General features: G+C 55.1%; 13 protein-coding genes and 1 tRNA gene. 8 read left to right on the top strand and 6 right to left on the bottom strand.

Going from position 1 to position 17,738, the window contains the following annotated elements:
* Nucleotides 1-769: 769 nt before the first annotated feature.
* Nucleotides 770-2,143 carry a dipeptidase gene (locus Enr10x_RS20585; RefSeq protein WP_145451220.1) on the bottom strand — a complete coding sequence of 458 codons (1,374 nt, stop codon included), beginning with the start codon at nt 2,141-2,143 and terminating at the stop codon, nt 770-772.
* A 123-nt stretch (nt 2,144-2,266) separates the two neighbouring features.
* Here Enr10x_RS20585 and lhgO point away from each other — a divergent pair, with 123 nt between their 5' ends.
* The 3 genes from lhgO to Enr10x_RS20570 all read left to right on the top strand — a co-directional run bounded on the left by lhgO (nt 2,267) and on the right by Enr10x_RS20570 (nt 5,178).
* The gene (gene lhgO, locus Enr10x_RS20580) at nt 2,267-3,466 is read left to right on the top strand and encodes an L-2-hydroxyglutarate oxidase (RefSeq protein WP_145451219.1); all 1,200 of its coding nucleotides are present in this window, start codon (nt 2,267-2,269) and stop codon (nt 3,464-3,466) included.
* A gap of 15 nt (nt 3,467-3,481) precedes the next feature.
* Nucleotides 3,482-4,657: a glycosyltransferase gene (locus Enr10x_RS20575; protein ID WP_145451218.1), complete on the top strand. Its 1,176-nt coding sequence runs from the start codon at nt 3,482-3,484 to the stop codon at nt 4,655-4,657.
* A 152-nt stretch (nt 4,658-4,809) separates the two neighbouring features.
* Nucleotides 4,810-5,178, top strand: a complete 369-nt coding sequence (locus Enr10x_RS20570; protein WP_145451217.1) for a hypothetical protein — start codon at nt 4,810-4,812, stop codon at nt 5,176-5,178.
* A gap of 222 nt (nt 5,179-5,400) precedes the next feature.
* On the opposite strand, the gene Enr10x_RS20565 is transcribed toward Enr10x_RS20570, so the two are convergent.
* A complete protein-coding gene (locus Enr10x_RS20565) occupies nt 5,401-5,946 on the bottom strand; it encodes a hypothetical protein (protein WP_145451216.1) in 546 nt (181 codons plus the stop codon).
* A gap of 216 nt (nt 5,947-6,162) precedes the next feature.
* On the opposite strand from Enr10x_RS20565, the gene Enr10x_RS20560 reads away from it, so the two are divergent.
* Nucleotides 6,163-7,278, top strand: a complete 1,116-nt coding sequence (locus Enr10x_RS20560) for a hypothetical protein (RefSeq protein WP_145451215.1) — start codon at nt 6,163-6,165, stop codon at nt 7,276-7,278.
* Here the strand turns inward: Enr10x_RS20560 and Enr10x_RS20555 are convergent, their stop codons facing one another.
* From Enr10x_RS20555 to thrS, 4 genes are all read right to left on the bottom strand, one after another.
* Nucleotides 7,279-7,797 carry a hypothetical protein gene (locus Enr10x_RS20555; RefSeq protein WP_145451214.1) on the bottom strand — a complete coding sequence of 173 codons (519 nt, stop codon included), beginning with the start codon at nt 7,795-7,797 and terminating at the stop codon, nt 7,279-7,281.
* A 199-nt stretch (nt 7,798-7,996) separates the two neighbouring features.
* Nucleotides 7,997-8,539 (bottom strand): G/U mismatch-specific DNA glycosylase, encoded by a 543-nt coding sequence (gene mug, locus Enr10x_RS20550; RefSeq protein WP_145451213.1) that lies wholly within the window; start codon nt 8,537-8,539, stop codon nt 7,997-7,999.
* 34 nt (nt 8,540-8,573) lie between these two features.
* Complete coding sequence (locus Enr10x_RS20545; protein WP_232093075.1) at nt 8,574-9,818, bottom strand: aspartate aminotransferase family protein; 1,245 nt, start codon at nt 9,816-9,818, stop codon at nt 8,574-8,576.
* 742 nt (nt 9,819-10,560) lie between these two features.
* Nucleotides 10,561-12,741 (bottom strand): threonine--tRNA ligase, encoded by a 2,181-nt coding sequence (gene thrS, locus Enr10x_RS20540; RefSeq protein ID WP_145451211.1) that lies wholly within the window; start codon nt 12,739-12,741, stop codon nt 10,561-10,563.
* 274 nt (nt 12,742-13,015) lie between these two features.
* Between thrS and Enr10x_RS20535 the strand changes: the two genes are divergently transcribed.
* The 4 genes from Enr10x_RS20535 to Enr10x_RS20520 all read left to right on the top strand — a co-directional run bounded on the left by Enr10x_RS20535 (nt 13,016) and on the right by Enr10x_RS20520 (nt 17,735).
* Nucleotides 13,016-13,089 (top strand) — tRNA-Val (locus Enr10x_RS20535).
* Between the two features lie 271 nt (nt 13,090-13,360).
* On the top strand, nt 13,361-14,875 hold the full coding sequence (locus Enr10x_RS20530) for a TolC family protein (RefSeq protein WP_145451210.1): 1,515 nt from the start codon (nt 13,361-13,363) through the stop codon (nt 14,873-14,875).
* 78 nt (nt 14,876-14,953) lie between these two features.
* Nucleotides 14,954-15,412 carry a hypothetical protein gene (locus tag Enr10x_RS20525; protein ID WP_145451209.1) on the top strand — a complete coding sequence of 153 codons (459 nt, stop codon included), beginning with the start codon at nt 14,954-14,956 and terminating at the stop codon, nt 15,410-15,412.
* A 223-nt stretch (nt 15,413-15,635) separates the two neighbouring features.
* Nucleotides 15,636-17,735: an efflux RND transporter periplasmic adaptor subunit gene (locus Enr10x_RS20520; protein WP_145451208.1), complete on the top strand. Its 2,100-nt coding sequence runs from the start codon at nt 15,636-15,638 to the stop codon at nt 17,733-17,735.
* The last annotated feature ends 3 nt before the right edge of the window (nt 17,736-17,738 follow it).

Genomic DNA, 17,738 nt, shown 5'->3' with positions numbered 1-17,738 from the left:
GCATTTTCAGAGAAACAGATCAATGGGAAATGCAAACGTGTTCTTTGGGTGGGCTCGAATGTAATTCGGGATTGCCGCAGGCAACAGGAGGTTGCGGGGGAAAATCTCTCTCTGAAATATCGCGCCTCATCCAATCTGCACACAAGCATCAGAGTCACTGCATCGGTTCCCTTATCTGCTCAGCGACCTCTTGCTCGTTACACTGGGAGCGAATGTGCATTCGGCCTCACCACCTGATCGTAAGAGCATGCGATAACAGATCCACACGCTGTTCATGAAAAGGTGCTTTTTTTCGACTTGACCCTGCTGTGCCCATCCCCATCATCCCACTTATGCGTCGCGCGCGCGAGCAGTAGCTCCTGGAGCATGCATGGATGCTGACCTGTTATGATTCAACACTATAAAAGTCCCTTGTTTCAGCGACCTGGACACTGAACTATCAAAACCGGTTCCCGCTGATCAGTGCCACTTTTGACCCGTTTTTGACAGGAAAATGCACTACTTCGTCAGTTTAGAACCGCTTTTTACCGCTTCTGGACGCTGCTCACGCATAGCATCTGAGAGACAGCGCCTCGTCGCTTCCTTCTGACAGCATTTTTTTCACTGTAGGAGACGTAAAGTACGCGCGTGTAAGAGCAGGACCGTGGTGTCAAACAAAACTGGGCATGCTTCAATCTCACCTGAACGGGAGACGAACGACTACCTCACTTCCCTGCTCGCAGACGCGGATCCCTGCCTGGAATAAAGACTACCCGATGTTATCCGCGACTCACACCTGAATGTTCGCCAGTTCCTGCCAGAGCAGGGCGCTGGCCAGGGTGCCCTGCCGGAAGGATTCCAGGGAGAAACGTTCATTGGGGCTATGCAGGTTATCGGTGTTCTGTCCCCAGCCTAAGAGCAGTGTTTCCACGCCCACCAGCGACTGGAATGTTTCGACCACCGGGATTGAGCCCCCTTCGCGGATCATCACCGGGGCCGTGCCAAAGGCCTGCTCGATCGCAGTCCGGGCCGCCGCCATGTAGGGGCTGTTGAAATCAAATACGAGTCCTTTACAGCCGTGATAATCGATGAACTGCATCGTCAGTCCCGCCGGCAGTTGTTCCAGCAGGAACTGCTCGAGTGCTTTGGTCAGTGCCTTGGGATTCTGATCGGGAACCAGTCGGCAGGTGATCTTTACGCGCGCCTGGGCCGGGACAATCGTTTTAGGTCCTTCGCCCGTATAACCGGAGATCATACCGTTGACATCACAGGTGGGGCGAGCCCAGCGTCGTTCCAGGGTTGTGAAATCCGCTTCACCAGAGACCGCTTTGACTCCCAGGTCCGACATGAATTTGGCTTCATCGAAAGGAAGAGCGGCGAACTGGTCGCGTTCTTCCTGCGTCAGCTCGATCACATTATCGTAGAAGCCGGGAATCTGGACGCGACCCTGATCATCGTGCAGTGCCGCTACCATCCGGGCCAGTCCGTTGGCGGGATTGGTCACCGCACCACCAAAGACGCCACTGTGCAGATCCTGTCGCGGACCGTTGACAATCACTTCGCAGGCCAGAATGCCCCGCAGTCCGTAGGTAATCGCGGGAATGCCCGGGGCATACTGGCTGGTATCGCTGATGACTGCGATATCGCAGGCGACCAGGTCCTTGTTCTCAGCCAGGAAGCGATCCAGGTTGTCGCTGCCGACCTCTTCTTCTCCTTCAATCACGAAGACCACGTTCACAGGCAATTCGCCGCGTGTTTTCATCCAGGCTTCGACCGATTTGATGTGGGTATACATCTGGCCTTTATCGTCGGTCGCTCCGCGGGCATAAATATGTCCGTCGCGGATATCGGGTTCGAAGGGGGGCGTTTGCCACTGATCGAGGGGGTCGGGGGGCTGCACATCGTAATGGCCGTAGACCAGCACGGTTGGCTTGCCAGCCGCTTTCTGCCAGGCCCCGTAGACAATCGGGTGTCCCGCGGTTTCAATCAGGCGGCTTTCCAGACCCGCAGCTTCCATCTGCTGCTGGACGAATTCCGCACCCCGCCGGGTTTCTGCTTTGAGAGTCGAGTCGGCACTGACACTGGGAATTTTTAAAAACTCAACCAGCTCACCAACAAACCGTTCCTGATGTTGCTCCAAATAATCGCGAACTTGCTCAACCATTGTTTTCCTGTAACCCCGATCCTGCTAAGTTATGATAAACATGAAGGTGAGAGAGCTTCAGTCGTTTAAGCTTTGCTTCACGAGTATATGCTGCCCGCGATCATTTGAGTATAGAAGTCATCCATGAAAAATGCAGATGTCGCAATAATTGGCGGAGGAATTGTCGGACTGGCGACTGGCTGGCAGATTACCCAGCGGTTTCCCCAGACCTCTGTGCTGATCCTCGAAAAAGAAAACGAAGTCGCCCTGCATCAGACGGGCCATAACTCCGGCGTACTGCATTCGGGGATCTATTACAAACCCGGTTCGCTACGGGCCATCAACTGCCGCGAGGGCATCAAGGCGATGAAAGCCTTCTGCACTGCCGAAGAGATTCCCTGGGAAGAGTGCGGCAAAGTCATCGTCGCCGTCGATGAAAGCGAATTCGGTGCCCTGGAAAATATCTACCAGCGCGGACAACAGAACGGCGTCGTCTGCGAAATGATTGACGAGGCGAAGCTCAAGGAATACGAACCGCATGTAGCCGGCATTCGCGGGATTCATGTGCCCGAGACCGGTATTGTCGATTTCAGGCAGGTGTCGGTCCGCCTCGCCGAACGCATTCAGGAAAAAGGACAGCAGGTCGAAACCGGAGCCGAGGTCGTTGGAATCAAACATCATGCGGACGGGATCACGCTGCAGACCAGAGCCGGTGAGTTCACCGCGAAACAGGTCATCAATTGCGGCGGCCTGTTCAGCGACCGGGTGGCCCGACTGGGGGGCGCGCATCCGGATTCCAAAATTGTTCCCTTCCGGGGCGAATACTTTGAACTCAAGCCCGAAGCAGAGCACCTCTGTAAAGCGTTGATCTATCCGGTGCCCAATCCGGAGTTCCCGTTTCTGGGCGTGCACTTCACGAAGATGATTCATGGCGGCGTGGAATGCGGTCCGAATGCGGTCTGGGCCTTCGCACGAGAGGGATATACGAAGTCCGACATCAATCTGCGTGACCTGCTGGAATCGGCGACCTATCCCGGCTTTCTCAAGATGGCCTGCAAATACTGGAAGACCGGTCTGAAGGAGATGTGGCGTTCGTTCAGCAAGCCGGCCTTCGTCGAAGCGCTGCAGCGACTGATTCCCGAGATCAAGTCCGAGCATCTGGAAGCGGCTCCCGCGGGTGTCCGGGCGATGGCACTCGGCCCGGATGGGAGCCTGATTGACGACTTTCTCTTTGACGAATCCGACCGGATGATCAATGTCTTGAACGCACCTTCGCCGGCTGCGACCTCTTCACTGCGCATTGGCCAGACTGTAGTCGATCTGCTCGCACCCCGGATTGAATAGGGAAAGCCGCTCTCGATGTCTGCAACGCTGATTACAATCTGGGGCTACACTACGATCGCGTTCTGGTTCGTATTACTCGGACCGTCACTGATGATGATGCTCCGCAAACGGGTCTCCCGCTGTGTGCCGCTGACAGAAATTCCTGCTGAGTGGCCCCGGATCTCAGTCATCGTTCCCGCCAAGGATGAAGCGGAGACGCTCGAATCCAACCTGAATTCCCTGTTGGCTTCGGATTATCCCGATCTGGAAATTATCGCGGTCAACGACCGTTCAACGGATGGGACCGGCGCCATTATGGAACGCGTCGCCGCCCGCGCTGCGGCAGAGACACAGGTCAGGATGCAGGTCCTGCACATCGAGGAACTGCCCGCTGACTGGCTGGGGAAATCACATGCCATGTACCAGGGAACGCAACAGGCCACGGGAGAACTGCTGCTGTTTACCGATGGGGATATCATCTTCAGCCCCCATGCCATCGCCGATGCCACCCGGATTTTTCTCAAACGAAAACTGGATCATCTCTGCCTGCTGCCTCAACTCGCGCAGGGCAGTCTGATCGAGATGGCGTTGATTACCTTTTTCGGTTTTCTTTTAACCGGCGGAACGTTTCTCTGGCTGGTACCGACCCGCTGGAACTTTGCCTATCTCGGCATCGGTGCTTTCAACCTGATTCGCAGGGACGTCTACGAGCAGATCGGTGGTCACGCCACCATCAAACTGGATGTACTTGACGATATCAAGCTCGGGAAACTGGTCAAAAATCATGGCTATCAACAGGACTTTTACCTGGGCATTGAAGAACTCAAGGTTCGCTGGCAACCCTCCGCCTGGGGCGTGATTACCGGGGTGGAGAAGAATTCCTTTGCCTCGTTCCAATACTCCGTAATCAAACTGTCGCTGGTCACGTTACTTTACATTCTGGTCTTCCTCCTCCCGTTTGTGATGCCGTTTCTGTTCCCGCTCTCCCAGACGATCGGCTTCGTGATTACGATCGTCCTTCTGCATCTCTGCTATGCCGCGATCGGCGTTCTGTTTGCTGCGGGACTGCGCGTGACACCATTCCTGTTGTTCGCCTCGCTGGCATTGGCCTTTGCCATCTGGCGTTCCGCCTGGATCATTCTCAAAAACGGCGGCGTCCGCTGGCGCGATACGATTTATCCCCTCGATCTGCTGAAGCGGAACCTGTATTGAAATTCAAATATACAAGAGAGAGTCAGGAGCTTCTGATCTGCGAGAACATATAATGAAGAAAGGCACTATTGGTAACCAGTGTGTAACGCTTGAGGGAATCAGCATCAGATGTGGATTAATAAATTGAGATAAGAATTTTGGGATTCATTCAAATGCAACTCTCTGCGTGTTATCGAAGAGGTATACTCTCACCTCGTAATCAAGAAGCCGAGAATCAGTTGCGTTCCTGGAATATTACGCATCCCATTTTAGTCGAATTTATTTCATTGAATAATGATACTGACTTTGATTCGCTTTGGGATTTAAGGGTGTTTCAGAAAATCAATGGACTTTGTGATTCCATGATTGATGACTACGAAGAAGAGCTCATCGATCCGGATAAACTTCATTTGATCGTTGAACTGATTGATAAAGAATTTCAAAACGTTCGTTCTGTTTCGCTACAGAATTTATTTGAAGCGTTTAGAGAATTACTGTTGAACGCCATCAACAATCAGAAGCCCGTCTTTTTTATCTTATGATATGTGATAAACAGTCTTTGAATCACTGATTAATGATTTCAGTTAATTTGTTTCTGTCGTGCCAACTGATCAACCAGCGTTGATGTCTTACCCTTTTGTGCGCGTTCAGTGTTCCATTTACCTGACTCCCATCCTCCCCCCCGCAGCTCTTTTGCTCCGGGGGATTTTTTTATGACTTCAAATTAATAAACCACGAAAGTCACGAAATACACGAAAAAGACTTCATTCTATGGTATGGAAATCGGCTTTGGATAAAACGAAATACTCTGCCCCGGGTTGTGCCTGTCTCAAGGCTTCACAGGCCTGCGATGCTTCCACTTCTGTTTCCGCTTCATAGATGTAATAAGTTCCGTGATGCCGGTCGGTTGTCATGGCGTAGTATTGACCCGTTTTCCGGTAAGCACATCGGCTTTCGATTAGACCAAAACGGGCATCCAGAAACTGGACCAGCGGGGCTATTACAGAGATGACTTTCCAGTCTGCAGAACTGCTTTCCGGTTCAGTAAAGTCGGTCTCAATATAGACATGATCTGAGTCCTGCATCCCGGAACTCACAGTCAACACAAATCCCTGCTGATCACAAACACAATACCAGTTGAGATTTGGATGCGGATAGGCGATGGGGGTGCCCGTTGTATCCGGGGGGAGGGGAATGCTGTCGTTTAATTGGGCGACGGGATAAAACAGAATGACATCCTGCCTGATCCCATGTGAGATCAGGTTTCGATCCAGCCGATCGCTAAAATCTGCTCGGGTGACCCATTCCATGATTGTTTCTCTGCTTCGAATTGACAGACATGTCTGAACAATATGAGGATATCAGAACAGGTGGGGAATTACAGCCGCCCACTGTTTTGGTCTCATCAGGCAGCATATGATCTGCTATACTCCAGAGAAAGAGATATCACATGCTCGTGTGGCACTGTCGGCTTGTCCGACAGTGAGCTCCTTGAACGCGTTCCTTTCTATTGCAGCTCAAAAGATATGAATTCTCAACTGAAGAAATCTGCCAGCGTTTTAGTTCTGCTCACTCTCCTGTTGACCGGCATCTCCACGCTGCCGGCCCAGGTCACTTTTCCCAAGCAGGAGAAACCCAAAGGGGCGCCCCTCAAAACGGAGGTGACTGTCACTCTGCTACTGACCCGGGACAGCTCGGCCCTGTATGCCCAGGAGTGGGGACGGACATTTCGCGATCTGGGGATCTCGATCCGTACCCGTCGATCGGTTCTGGATGACAAATCGGCCATCGATGAAAACGTGCGGGGAACATTACGCGAAGTACGTCTGACCGGCACACTGGACCGCAATGGAGTGATTCAGTTTCCCGGTCGCAAATTTGCCCGCAGCGATGTAGCGCGGCTCAAGGAGTGGCTGAACGAACTCAAAACATTCGGAGCCCAGGGATCTCCCGAAAGCAAGCCGCTCTGGGGGCTTTCCAACGAACAGTTCAAGAAGATCTTCGCCGACCTCTCTGAGGCGTCTCCCGCTAACATCCAGGGGCTGACGCTCGATGCCGCGATTCGCAAACTCGAATTCCCTGGCTCGCTGCCGGTCCGTTTCGATATCGATGCGCAGAAACGGTTTTCGCAGATCCCCGCGAATGAGACCATCGACTACGACGTGGGCAAGCTGGCCAAAGGGACGGCCCTCGCGATTGCCCTGAAACAGTACGGCCTGGCCTTCTATCCCTCGCGAACACCCTCCGGTGCCCTGGAACTGCTGGTCACCCCCTGGGAAGCCACGGAAACGCCCTGGCCCATCGGCTGGGAGCTGAAGCTCTCCCGAAATAAAACAGCCCCCCGCTACTTTGAGTTGATTCCGGTCGAACTGACCAACGTCCCGTTGCGCGATGTGCTGCTGGCCGCTTCCAAAGCCTCGGGGATCCCGATGCTGCTGGATGAGTATGAAGTCCGGCAGAAGAAAATCGACATCGACGAGATCAAAGTCAACGTATCGAAGAAGCGAACCACCTGGGGCATTCTGATCCGTGATGCGATTGGCGGGACGGGCCTGATCCGCAAACTGGTGATCGATGAACGGGGACAGCCGTTTGTCTGGATCACCGCATTTGAGCCCCGCGTGCAGTCACCGAAGCGGTGATCAGGGTTTCTCAGTCGCCGCTGGTGCCGGCGGTGGTGGGATCGATGGGGACGGTTTATGCGGATGCTTGGACTGCAGCTTCAACTGAGGCGGTGCAGGGGGTTTCTTTTTCGGAGCTGGCTGCGGTGCGGGGGGCACCGACATGGGACCGTTGGCACTGACCGAGGGAGCCGCTTCGATCGCCGGTTCCTGTACCACAACCATCCCGGCGTGCGTGATGCCGTCATAAGATCCTGGTCCTGGCATGTTTTCCCGGACCAGATCGGGGCGAACATATTTCACATTTCGACCCGGTGTCACGCCGTACTGCCAGTGGAACAGAGAAACCTGTGTAGCTTTATACGGGAAATGTTCCCGTTTCTGAAAGAAGATTGCCGGGGCTCGCAGCGTGTTGTAATCGATCCAGAAGCTGGACAGGCTGTAACGTTTACGGTGCACGCAACCCTGCTGACTCAGTACGGCAGCTGCGAGCAGCAGCAGTACGATTCGATGCCAGCGAAATTTCGATTGACGATACATGCGTGAGACCTGTTGGGATGCGGAACCATTCCGGACCGGTGCGGGGAGACGACTGGCATTTCCTGCGCAGTTTCCCTGACCGGATTATTGTTATTCATCGTCGATATAAATCGGCCGGATTCAGCCAAAACCAGCGGGAACAACCACTTGGGATCGAAAAGGTTTTTGATATCGTAAGACAGGTAAGATAGGTTGAGTATTAGCGCCACATGCGGGCGAAGATCTTGCCCAGGGCGGGGGTCTGGTAATGGGCGTTCAATCCGCTGGGGTTGGGGAGCACCCAGACTTCGGCCTCTCCAATTTTGTGTTTCTGTAGGCCGAGTTGCGCGTCTTTTTCATGGAACGCTTTGCGATAGGATGTGATCCCCAGGAAGACGACTTTCTGAGGACGGTATTTGATCACCTTTTCTGTGAGGATCTCGGCTCCCTCGTCCAGTTCCTCTTTCGAGAGTTCATCGGCCCGTTTGGAGGCTCTGCTGACGATGTTGGTCAGGCCGCCGCCCCGTTTGAGCAGCTTATAATCTTCGAACGGGGAATAGAGTCGTTCGGTGATCTTACCCCGATGCATGGCGGGCCAGAAGCGGTTGCCGGGCCGGGCGAAGTGATGCCCGACCGCAGCAGAATACAGCCCCGGGTTCGTGCCGACGAACAAAGCTTTCAGACCCTTTTCGATCAGATCGGGAAGCTGTTTGTGAATGGCCTGTTCCACCTCTTCTGCCGTCGGTTTCCAGATTTCTTCCACGCTGCACAGACTCCCTGTTGCGCCGGACGGGGCCTCAGTCGATCAACCCGTCGTTGCGCAGTGCGTCAATGGCGCGTTCAAACGCATTGACTGTAAACTCAATATCTTCATCCGTATGGGCGGCCGTGGTCATCGCACCCCAGCCAAACCAGTCGACGCCGTTCAGCAGCAGAGCACAACGGAACGCATGCCCCAGACGAGCGTCGTGCTTGCGATCGAGACGGTCAAAGTCGTTGTTGTAAGGGACGAACGAATCGTCTTGCGGTCGCGGTCCGTCGTATCCGGGGAAGACTTTGATGATCGAGAACTGTCCGTAGACCGCCCAGTTCACATTTTTGCGGGTGAGCACATCGTTCATGCCCTTCCGCAGCTTCGCGGCACTCTCGTTCGCCTGTCGGCAAGGTTCCCCGGTGGCAACCTCCTTGAGGACCGCAATCCCGGCAGCAGCCGAGAGCGGGTTGGCGTTATAGGTACCCGGGTGTTTCATCTTCTGGCCGAAGGGATTGTCGAAGGCAATCGCCTGCATCAGGTCAGCACGTCCCGCCAGACAGCCTCCCGGCAGACCACCGGCGACGATTTTCGCCAGCGAAGTCAGGTCGGGCACAATGCCGCAGACTTCCTGCATCCCTCCCGGGGCCACACGGAAACCACTGATGACTTCGTCCAGGATCAGCAGTACGCCTTTATCTGCGGTCAGCTGGCGGAGTCCCTGCAGGAATCCGTCTTCCAGGGGAACAACGCCCCAGCGACTGCCGGTCGCTTCTACGATAATACAGGCCGGGTCGTGTTCGTCGATCGTGCGTTCGACCAGTGCGAGATCATTAGGACGAATGATGACCAGTTCGTCGGAGACACCATTCGTGACGCCGGGCATGGCGTAGCTTTTGTCATCGTGAGGTGGTTCCGATGCCTGGGTGAGCAGATCGTGCCAGCCGTGGAAGTGGCCGGCGAACTTGACGACCTTCGTCTTACCAGTGGCGATCCGAGAGACGCGCAGGGCCATCATGGTCGCTTCGGTTCCACTGCTGGTAAAGCGGAGCATTTCGCAGGAAGGGACCAGCTGACGGACGAGTTCGCCCCATTCGAGTTCCAGTTCGTGGCAGGCACCGAAATGGGTCCCTTTCGCGACCTGTGCCTGGACCGCCTCGACCATCGCCGGGTGACTGTGTCCCAGGATCAAGGCACCGTGGCCACTCCAGTAGTCGATGATGTCATTCCCGTCGACGTCATATTTATGAGCACCCAGGGCGCGGTCGACGTAGATCGGGAACGGTTTCATGTACCGTCCGTCATGAGTGACTCCGCTGGGGAAGAGTTCACATGCTTTCTGATAATCTTGCGCAGAGGTTGGAAATTTCGCAAAAAAGTCAGCTTCAATCTGCTGTCCCACGGCCTGGCTCATGGTGGTGTACTCACAAAATCAGGAAAGAAAGTGTTCTGGTAAAGTACCAGAACCGGAAGGGGCGGGGCGGTTTCTTAAAGAAAGTCACAAATCCGCTCAGCGCATTTTATAACGGATTTCAGCTGAAATATCAAAGTGATCGAGCGACCAAAAGTAGGGGCGGGTCTATGTGCCCGCCCGCCTGGTTGGTTGCAAATTTGATATGGGGTGAAGGGAAACAGAACAATCGCACGAATTTCATCCAGCTCACGTTTCAGAAAACGGGCAGCCACACAGGGCAGCCCCTACGATTTCTACTTAATATTCGTGGATAAATACAGGTAACGCATCCTAGACATCACACCAAAATCGGGGGGGGGCGAATGTAATTCGGGCCGAGCGTAGCGAGCAGGAAGTTTCGTGTGATCAAACAACGCAGAGAGACATTCTGAACCTGAGAATCATCTCTGGATTCCAATCAATTTGGAAATGATTTTCTGATTCGTCTGTATCAGCTCAAACCTCTTGTTGCCTGCGGCAACCCCGAATTGCATTCGGGGTCACCCCTTTTTTTTGGCACCTCAATAATCAGGGCCGGACAAGCCGGCCGTGGCACACGTTAAAACAACATGCTTGATGCTTAATACTCGTTGGCCTGTTCGGTCTGACCTTCCAGGGCTTCGAACGTACTCTCGGCCACCTGCCGGACGCGGCGTTCTTCGACTTCTTCCTTCAGCTTGGCGATCGCGTCGGCTAAAGGCATCGGACCCAGATCACCATCGATGCGGTCACGGACAGCGACTGCCGTCTGTTCAGCCTCTTTGGGACCAACGATGAACATGTACGGAATCAGTTCCAGCTGGGCGTCGCGAATCTTCGCGTTGACCTTGGAACTGCGGGTATCGACCGAAATCCGGAAGCCGTTCTGTCGCAGCTGGGCGGCGACTTCGTTGGCGTAGTCCAGGGTCTTGTCGCTGACAGGCAGTACCCGGATTTGTTCCGGAGCCAGCCAGAGCGGGAAGGCTCCGGCGAAATGCTCGATCAGCATCCCGGTGAAACGTTCCATCGAGCCGAACGGGGCTCGGTGAATCATCACGGGACGATGCGGCTGATTGTCCGAGCCCGTGTATTCCAGCTTGAACCGTTCGGGCAGGTTGTAGTCCAGCTGCACGGTTCCCAGCTGCCATTCACGACCGATACAGTCGGAGACCATGAAGTCCGCCTTGGGACCGTAGAACGCGGCTTCCCCTTCGCACTCGGTGTAGGACATGCCGGAATCGGCGAGTACTTTCCGCAGACTGTTTTCGGCGTGCTGCCAGTTCTCTTCGCTGCCCACGTACTTGTCACTCTTGGGATCCCGCAGTGAAAGTTGCACACGGAAGTTGTCCAGGCCGACCGAGGCGAGTACGAATTTCACCAGGTCCAGTGTGGCCCGGAATTCGTCTTCAACCTGCTCGGGAGTGCAGAAGATGTGAGCATCGTCCTGGGTCAGACCCCGTACGCGGAGCATCCCGTTGAGTTCCCCGGTCTGCTCGTGACGGTACACGGTTCCGAATTCCGCCAGGCGAACGGGCAGATCGCGATAGCTGCGGGGCATTGCCTGATACATCTTCGCATGGTGCGGGCAGTTCATCGGCTTGAGCAGGAACCGCTCGTGCTTGTGCTCCCAGTCCTTAAGGATTTTGAGCTTCTCTTCGCGGCTGGCACCGGGGGGAAACTCAAAGTCGCAGTTCATGACCCGCGAGGACTGGAACAGGGTGTCTTCCTGCTCAGCGGAGAGATCATCTTCTTCCAGCTTCCGGACCCAGAAATCGACCAGCTGGCCAGCGTCGTGGCCGAACAGCGGTGCGAACTGGGAATCCCGGTAGTAGGGGAAGTGACCGCTGGTTTCGTAGAGCTCGACGCGGCCGATGTGCGGCGAATAGACGGGCTCATAACCCAGGCGGGTCAGTTCGACCTTGATGAAGTCTTCGAGGACCGCACGGATGGTCGCCCCTTTGGGCAGCCAGAGGCAGAGTCCCTGACCGACTTCGGGATTGATCTGGAACAGCCCCAGTTTTTTCCCCAGCACACGGTGATCGCGGCGCTTGGCTTCTTCCACCTGTTCCAGGTACTTATTCATGTCTTTCTTGCTGAACCAGGCAGTGCCGTACAGACGCTGCAGCGGTTTATTGCCGGCGTCCCCTTTCCAGTAGGAACCGGCGATCGAGAGCAGCTTGAAGGCTTTGACTTTCCCCGCATTGGGAATGTGCGGACCGCGACAGAGGTCGACAAATTCGCCCTGGCGATAAAAGCTGAGCTGCGGATGGTCGGCCAGACCGGTGGCGATGTGCTCGGCTTTGGAGGCCTGGTGCATCTCATTGACGAAGGAGATCGCTTCTTCGCGGTCGAGCGAAAAGCGTTCGAAGGGTTCTTCTTCCTTGATGATCTTCTTCATCTCTTCTTCGATTTTGGGGAAGTCATCTTCGCTGATGGTGTGTTCCAGGCCAAAATCGTAGTAGAAGCCGTGCGGTAGAGTAGGGCCGAAGGCCAGCTGGATATCGGGCCAGAGCCGCATCACCGCCCGCGCCATAATATGGGCACAGGAGTGTCGCATCACGCCGAGTGCTTCGGGATCCCGCTCGGTGAGCAGGCGGAGTGAGATTTCTTGAGAGTCAGAGATGTCCTTCAGAGGGCGGAACGCATCACAAATGGTTCCGTCTACTTCTGCGGCGACGACCGCATTGGCCAGCCGCTCCCCAATTGACTGGGCGACATCGAGTGCTGAACTGTTTTCTGGGAATTCCTTTACGCTTCCATCGGGTAACTTGATTTGAATCATTCGAATGTTGAGCTTTTGCTAAAGTCGGAACCGCCACAGTCGCCGTTACAAAGGGCTCACCGCTCAGGCAGTTCGAAAGAGGTACGGTCTTTATATTCGACAGGGACAGCCCGCGTCAATGTTCGCTGTTTTGCAGTCAAAACGCGGTAATCCTGTGAAATTGATATGATCGGTCAGACAGGTCGGGAGACTCTTCCAATCAGCAGTTTTTTTCACAGAAAGTGTTCTGGAACTTGACGATATCGACCTTGATACGTAATCTTTTGAAACCTCAGGACGATTAGCTCAGTTGGTTAGAGTGCCACGTTGACATCGTGGAGGTCACTGGTTCGAATCCAGTATCGTCCACTTGAAAGCCCTTGTCTGTTATAGACTTAGGGCTTTTTTTGTGCGCCGGGATCAACGCTGCTGCACAGGTTTTCCCGACAGGGACGTCCCTTATAATCGCTACCACCTGTCACTGATCATCTCCCAAATCCTTAAATTCGTCAGCATGCACACAGCCGCAGCGGGGCTCTGGCCGATGTTTGTTCTGGACCGTGCCATTTTTATGTCATTCCCCTGATCATGTGCTGCTCCAGGAGGGAGCCTGGGTCAGGGACAGCAATAAGGTTTCAGGATGAAGGAGCATCGCTCTGTCAAAGTGCGCGGACTGGGACTGGCACTCTCAGCGGCACTCATTACCGGCTGTGCCTCGCACTCAGCGAATGTGCAGACGTCATCGACCTCTGCTTCTGAGCTCGAGTCGGTGCCTGCTGCGCGGACCACTGTGAGTGAGGAAACAGAAGCTGAAGTCGAGATCCTGCAGACCGGCGGCACGGACTCTGCTCCCGAGGAACTGACCGACGGAACGCATTCCGACGTGGTTGTGACACATCCGGCGCTTTCTCAGCCGTTGAGCGAACTGGAGCTGCTGGCGGTGGAACAGAACCCGCAGCTGGTGAAACTCTACCAGCAGTACAACGCTGCTTCTTCGCGGTCCCGCTATGTCAATAAGTTGCCCGATCCGAGACTGGGAGCGAATGTCTTCGGTGCTCCCATTCAGACCGCCTCCGGTTCGCAGCGGGCGGCTCTCAGTGCGAGCCAGGCGATTCCCTGGCTGGGTAAGCTGAATGCCCAGGAACAGCAGGCCTGCTTTGAAGCCTTTGCGGTCCGGGCCGACTATCTATCGGAACGGTTGCGGGTGATCGCGGCAGTCCGGACTGGCTGGTATCGGCTGTATGTCATCGATCAGCAGATTGAAACCGCACTGGCAAACCAGGAACTACTGCAATCATTGATCGACGTGGCCAACGCCCAGATTTCAACCGGAAGTGCCACACAGGGGGATGTGCTGCTGGGAACACTGGAACTCAGCAAGCTGGAAGAACGCCTGTTGACCTATCGCAAGCTGCGGGTTGCGGTTCAGGCCGAAGTCAATCGACTGGTTGCCCGGGATGCGGACACGTCAATTTTGACACCGAAAGAGTTGAAGATCGACCTGCCAGCGTTGTCTGCGCAGCAGATTTATCAGCAGGCCCGGGAATCGCAGCCGGAAATTCAGGCGGCTCAACTTCGCACGCAAGCCACGCGGTGGGGCATTGAGGTCGCCCATTTGAGCCGTCGTCCGGAACTGACGCTTTCGGCGAACTATTTCGTCACGGATAATAACCGGCCTCCTTCCTCTCTCTATAAAGTGGGGCAGGATCCCTGGTCACTGGGTGCGCAGGTCAGCATTCCACTCTGGAAAGAGAAATATGATGCACTGGAAGACGAGGCGACCTGGAAACACCTGGCGTCCACCAATTCGGAAAGTGATCTGCTGGACCGCTACGATGCCTTGATTACAGAACTGCTGGCCGAGGCCCGGCGGGCGGAAGAGACTGCGAAACTGTATCGTGATACGATCCTGCCACAGGCACAGCAGACACTGCGGGCGGACCAGGAGTCTTACTCCCGGGGCGCGGTCGAATTTGACCGTGTGATCCGTGATTATCGGAATCTGCTGACCCTCGAACTGGGCTACCATCAGGCGATTGGCGAACTGGCGATCGCACTGACACAGCTCAGCCGCGTTGCGGGACAGGATGTGCCTCTGCAGGCTGCTGCCCCACCTGCGCTGCCGGAACCCCAGAAACTCTCGGAACCTGAGTAGAAAAATACGGGTGGACTTCAACAGGTCGAAGCTCTATATTGATAAGAGAGTCTGAAGTCCTGTTTTTGGAGCCCTTCGATGTTTCTGGTTTGTCGAGTCATGCTGATCTGGATCACCACTGCGACGCTGTGCGTGCAGGCGCTGGGTCCGACCATGCTTTTCGGCTGCTGTTGTGACCAGAGCCGTATTAAAAATGAGGCAGCCTCCGTTGACCAGATGTCTCATCCGGGTCAGAAGTCCTGCTGCCGGCAGCAGGCGCAATCTGCAAGTGATTCTGCAGATAAGGAATCCTGTGAGAGCAGTTGTGCTCAGATGCAGACACGCTGCCAGTGTGTCCGAAACAGCTCTGAACCAGCGCTGCCCGAGCAGACAAGTCCCCTGCAGATTCCTGTTTCCGTTTTCAGTGCACTGACCGTGCCCCCTATGATGTGGACCTGTTCCACCGCTCCTGTGGTACGCCCTGTGCGGGAAGCAACGCAGAAGCACGGCTGCCCTTCTCACTTTGCGCAATTACTGTTCTGCGTCTCGCTGACCTGATTGCTTCCGGCGCACCGCTTTCCCTGAACAGCGTCTTCTTGCGCCCCGTTCCTGCTGTTCTCTGTGATGTGTTTACAGAGTCGATCCGCTTTTGATTTTGTGCATCTTGTCCAGACAGATCCCTATAAAAACAGAGTGGCTGGCCGGTTTATTCCGGCACGGTCCAACGCTGGTTGTAGAAAACCGGCTGGTCGCTCTTTGATACGAAACCGGGAAGAGAAAGATGACCTCATCTTCTACGAATGAACCTTTGAAGAACTCCGAACAGACACCACCGCATCCAGAGGGGAAATCAGCGCGGTGGTGGTTGCGGAAGCTGCTGCCCACGGCGCTGTTTCTGGCAGTTGGTCTGCTGTTGATTGTGCTGGTGGGCGTGGCACAGCGGATCGGCTGGATTCAGTCGGGAACGTCTCCTGTCGCGACTTCCACGGAAGGGGGAAAGGAGACGATCTACACCTGCCCCATGCATCCGCAGATCCGCCAGCCTAAACCGGGGCGTTGTCCCATTTGTGGAATGAAGCTGGTCCCGGCTGCGAAAACGGGAGCGAGCCTGAATGAGATGTCGATCACCATCGAACCGGCCCAGCGACGACTGGCTAATATTCAGACAGCCGAGGCGAAACTGCAGCCTGTCCATTCCACAATCGAAACCATCGGTTCGATTGAAATCGATGAAAGCCGGCAGGCGACGATCGCGGCCTACATCGACGGACGGATTGAGAAGCTGTTTGCGGATTATACCGGCATCGAAGTGGAGAAGGGGGATCATCTGGCGATTGTCTACAGTCCCGAACTGTATTCCGCGCAGGTGGAACTGCTGGAAGCCCGCAATGCATTGAAGAAGATGACGTCCGGCGCGCTGGCGGTGGTTCGTGAGACACAGGAGAAGCTGGTAGAGAACTCGCGGCAGAAACTGGTCGAACTGGGAATGTCAGACGAACAGATCGAGGAGCTGATCTCCACGGGCAAAGCGCAGTCCCGGTTAACGATTTTTGCCCCGATGGGCGGAACTGTTACGGAAAAACTGGCCGAGGAAGGGAAATACATCAAAGCGGGTGAGCCCATCTATCGGATTGCCAATCTGACAACAGTCTGGCTCATGCTCGAACTCTATCCCGAAGATGCCGCCCGGATTCGCTTTGGCCAGCAGGTCGATGCGGAACTGCAGTCGCTGCCCGGAAAAACGCTGAAAGGGCGCGTCGTGTTTATCGATCCGACTGTGAATCCCCAACGGAGAACGGTGGGAGTGCGGGTCGAATTTAAAAACGAACAGGGTCAGCTTCGCCCCGGCGACTATGCCAAAGCCCAGATTACCGTTCCCATCGGTCCCCAGGGGACGGTCTACGATGCCGAACTCGCGGGTAAATGGATCAGCCCCATGCATCCCCAGGTGATCCGGGATCAACCGGGTAAGTGCCCGATCTGTGGCATGAATCTGGTACCGACTTCCCGATATGGCTTCAGCGACCATCCCATTGCACAGCGGAAGGCGCTCACCGTGCCCCGCTCCGCGGTGCTGATGGCCGGGGATCAAAGTGTTGTCTATGTCGAAACTGAGCCGGGGCGATTTGAACTGCGGAACGTCAAACTCGGCCCCCTGCTCGGAGAGACCGCCGTCATTCTGGAAGGGGTCAAGGCGGGAGAAAAGGTGGCGACCTCGGGGAACTTCCTGATTGACTCTCAGATGCAGCTCTCGGGGAAACCGAGCCTGATCGACCCGCACAAATTTAAACCCGCGAAAAAAACAGAACCGAAAAAGGGGCCGCTGAAGTTCGACTCGATCCGGATTGAAAAGCTGTCCGGAGAGAATGCTCAACTGCTGGAAAAACTGTATGCTGCCTATTTCGCGATTCAGAAACAGTTCGCGGCTGACAAAAAAATCAGTGAGTCACAGGCGACGACACTGCAGAAACTGGCCAGTCAACTGGCACAGGATTCAGGACTCAGTCCCACGGTCAAGCAGGAACTGCAGCAGATCGCCGACAATGCCGCTCATCTGCATCATCTTTCGATCAAGGAGGCCCGTCAGAAATTCAAGCCGATCAGCCATGCTGTGGTTACACTGGCGACGCAGGTTCGGGGCGGAGAAGCGAAACAGTCGTTTCAGCACTTTTACTGTCCGATGGTTCCCCAGGGTGGGGGTGACTGGCTGCAGCCGGATCTGAAACTGGTAAATCCCTATTTCGGCAGCCAGATGCTGAGTTGTGGCGAGCTGGTGGAAACGTTTGCCCCGGTTGAGAAAGCGGTCGGGAAAGACAAAGAGCCGCCCGCTGAAAAAGTGAAACCGAACAGCAAACCGACTTCAGGGCAGGGGGAGAAATAAACC

The organism is Gimesia panareensis, assembly GCF_007748155.1.
GTDB classification, from domain to species: domain Bacteria; phylum Planctomycetota; class Planctomycetia; order Planctomycetales; family Planctomycetaceae; genus Gimesia; species Gimesia panareensis.
The sequence above is the reverse complement of the archived record's forward strand: the minus strand, read 5'-3'. Positions and strand labels throughout refer to the sequence as shown.